General features: G+C 32.4%; 3 protein-coding genes and 1 tRNA gene. 1 reads left to right on the forward strand and 3 read right to left on the reverse strand.

What is annotated here, in order from left to right:
• Positions 1–399, forward strand: a 399-nt coding sequence (locus H5T45_07385; protein MBC7129522.1) for a transposase, incomplete at its 5' end; no start/stop codon positions are given.
• A 145-nt stretch (positions 400–544) separates the two neighbouring features.
• Here the strand turns inward: H5T45_07385 and H5T45_07390 are convergent.
• From H5T45_07390 to H5T45_07400, 3 genes are all read right to left on the reverse strand, one after another.
• The gene (locus H5T45_07390; protein ID MBC7129523.1) at positions 545–3,097 is read right to left on the reverse strand and encodes a hypothetical protein; all 2,553 of its coding nucleotides are present in this window, start codon (positions 3,095–3,097) and stop codon (positions 545–547) included.
• On the reverse strand, positions 3,094–3,285 hold the full coding sequence (locus tag H5T45_07395; GenBank protein MBC7129524.1) for a hypothetical protein: 192 nt from the start codon (positions 3,283–3,285) through the stop codon (positions 3,094–3,096). The genes H5T45_07390 and H5T45_07395 overlap by 4 nt, the downstream gene beginning before the upstream one ends.
• Positions 3,286–3,302: 17 nt before the next feature.
• Positions 3,303–3,444: transfer RNA gene (locus H5T45_07400), tRNA-Trp, on the reverse strand.
• Between the last annotated feature and the right edge of the window lie 243 nt (positions 3,445–3,687).

The raw sequence follows: 3,687 nt of genomic DNA on the forward strand, positions 1-3,687 counted from the left end.
GAAGAAATAAAAACAAACTTGTTCTTCATTCCAAATGGTAACAAATATAAAGAAAATTGGAAAAATTTCGATGTTTTCTGCACAAACATTGAAATTGATGAATCAAATATTCTTAGTCTCGCAGATCTATATAGGAGAAGATGGAACATAGAAAATTTTTATAGAGATGCTCAAGAGAATTTTATGATAAAAACGAAGACAGAGAATCCTATTATAAGGTTTTTCTTTTTCATATTTTCTGCTATCCTTTATAATCTGTGGTACTTTATAAGAGAATTTATTTCTATAATAGCTGAAAAGTGGAAAGATTCTATTCTTGATTTAATAAAGCAAAGAAAAGTTCTATGTAATATCAATTGTGCTAAAAGAATCGATGAAAAAATCATCAAAATTTTTTAATAATTTATCTCGAAAGTTATAGGACTATCTTTCGCTAATATTTTTATAGAGAAGAAATTATTTTTTGATTTTTTGTTTTCAGAACAATTAAATTAAATTGATAAAAAATTTTTTATTTTTTTTGCAAAAAATTTGATTGCAAAAATCAAAATCTAACACAACATTCGGAAATACTGCAAGGATTGAATGCCGGGTCACCATATAGGGTGAATTCGTGCAGGCAAACATATTTTTTATCGAGAGCATTTGTTTCCTCAGGCTGAAAATTCCACCCTATTACTTCAAAGGGATCACCAGAAAAGTATAGAGGAGGTGTCCATAGGAAAGTCGAATTCGCATCTTTTGGTAGATATTTATTTTTTGCATTTCTGAGTGCAATTCCAACAGAAGAATTGTTTTCTATTAAGTCAATTATAAAATCTTCCGCAAGGAGGGCGCCAAAATGCAAATCGGGATATTTTCCATGCATTTTTAGATTAATCGATGCATTTATATATCCATAAATTCCAAATCCCTTAAAAATTAAGCCGGGCTCAAGATATCCAGGGTCAGCGGTGTAGCGAGTTGATGCAACAAATGAATTTACGCCCGCATGAATATATGTCTGGCTTAAGCAATTCTCAGGAATTAATCCCTCTATTTTTCCTACTAAGCAGCTTTCTATAAATGCAACACTTGGATTATATTCCATATTTATAACATGTCTTACATCAAAACTTCCCTTGCCTGATAATCCTGTCTTCAACCCCAGACCAAACTGATCAAATTCAAGCATATCACCTGCCTCATATAAATAATATGTTCCATGATTGAAAGCAAAAATATAATTGCTTTTTAGTTGATATTCTCCTCCCTTTCTGTTAATCAATAAACCAACTCTCTGCGCATCCAATCCTTTTGCCGAAAAAACATTGAATCCGTTTCTGGAAAAGTCATCGCTTATTCTCTCATTTATGAATTTACTCTCCCCAGTTGGAAATTTTGTTGGCTCATTTCTAACAGGCCCAAAACCTATAAAACTTTTTAAAATATTCATTAGAGGAGAAATTACTGGAATCATCTGAAATTCTATACCTGTTCCAGTCTGAACTGTTGCATTATTCTTCCATTCCCCAAGTTTATCTACTATATGAGTGTAAAATATTGTTCTTGCAATAAGAGCAGAGCAATCCTGGGCATCATATCCCGTTATTCTTCCGACAGCATTTTCCTGGAATGGATAATATGTAAATGAATCATTTTCTAAATCTGCTGGATTTGGATCAATATCTCCATATATAAAATCACTTGCAGTTCCTTGCCCCGATACATAGTCACTATCTGGGTTATTGTAGTAAAACATAGGAATCATTGTTGTATCACCCATTATTGCAATATGAGCTGGATTATTGGCATAGTACTGTTGCAAATCCTTTAAATTCTTCAATCCAGATATATTCATAAGCAATGAATTTATTTTTTCATGAATTTTTAAAATATGCTCATTGCATGGCTTAACAAGTTTTTCATTTGATACAGGATAAATTAACCCCTCTATATCTGTGTTTTCTCCCCCGGCAAAGGAAAAATCATCCGCAAAAACAATACCTTTATGATAGGAAGCAACATAGCTTGCAAGAGAAGATAAATCCCTCATAAGCGGAAAATTTCCTCTATCAACCTTTTCTATCTCTATTTTCATTTCATATTCTCCCTGTCTTTTAACTATCCATGTCCCTATTACCTCCGCCGTGTATTCCCCTGGCTTATTAAAGATACATGTTTGATAAACGAGCTTATCTGTTGTTATATTTCCATTCTCATCTATTTCGGGCACGCCCCCTGCGGTGGAGGCGTATAGAAAAGTTATATTATCTGGAGTAGATAAATGGAGGAAAAGCCTGTCTCCCCATTTTTCAACATCCCCGCTATCCTTATTTATTAGTTCTATTCTTATAACTACAAATCCATCATATGGAACTCTAAAATTATGGGTTGAGGAATAGTTAAAACCTGATTTTAAAATATTTAAACCATGTAATGTGCTTCCTGAGTTTATCTTCCCAGAAAAATTATATTCAATTTTTTCAATAACCCTTGCATTTTCTATATCAATCGGATTTGTAATTACGATGTATTTTATTTCTCCAAATTTTTCCTTTAAAAATTTAATCATAAAATCATTTACTTCTTCTATACTCCCAAATTTTATGGCCTCTCCATATCCATCTATATCACCGCATACATAAGTCCTTTTAATTCCCATTTCTTTCAATCTTTCTTCTATTTCTCCTATTTTATTTGCAACAAAAATTGGAATATTCTTATAACTTCCCAAGCATGCAATTGCAACTCCAAGTTTATATCCTTCAAGATTATTTTTTATTATTATTGCCTCATCGCTTCTTTTCCATATTTTTGAAATATCAATGCTCGCATTCACAACATCTTTATCTGAAATTATTATAGTGTCATTCATTTCATATAATCTTTTAAATCTCTCAACAGCTTTTGATGGATTGGAAAAGTTTTCAACAAGCAGTGGCTTTACATGAATATTTTCATCGTAAAAAAGTGCGGCGGGAGTAGCTATTAAGGCGTAAAAAGGATTTTCATCGCTTACTATTACAGGAAATATCTCTCTTGTTTGGCTCTTTCCATTATTAAAAGAAAAGGGAAAAAGAATGAATGCTATTGCAATAACAAAAATTTTTTTCATACTTTATCCTTTCCAGTTTTAATGGCACTGTATAGCAGACCAAAAACACCAAAGCCAACAAAGAAGATGGTCACTGAATAGATGCCTATATCAGTCCATGCATTATATTTTAGATTCCACAGCAGATAGTAGGCTATCCCTGCAATTACTACAAGCATACACAATATTATTCTCGCATTTATTTTCATTTTTATCACTCTTAAAGTGGGAGCACTGGGATTTGAACCCAGGTCGGCGGGTCTCTTCTATGGGTCATCGCTCCAGTTATTCCTCATATTTCGGATGACCCTCTTTAAATCATCCCCATAACTGGAGCCCGCAATGATCCCTGGCTACACCATGCTCCCACAATCTGTAATATTGCTCGAATATTTAAATTTTTTATGGAAATGTAGATAGGCAATATCAAGAATTTGAAAATTTAAAAAATAAGAAATGCTACACCAATTAATATAATTAGTTAGGAAAAAATATCTTTTGCTGGGACAAGAAAAAGATAGAAATTATGATTGCCATAATTCTTTACTATGCAGAATAATGAAGCATGGCAGATGGTATCATAAATCTGCCCAATTATTTACTAATTCAGA

This window comes from Thermoplasmatales archaeon (assembly GCA_014361245.1).
Classification (GTDB): domain Archaea; phylum Thermoplasmatota; class E2; order UBA202; family JdFR-43; genus JACIWB01.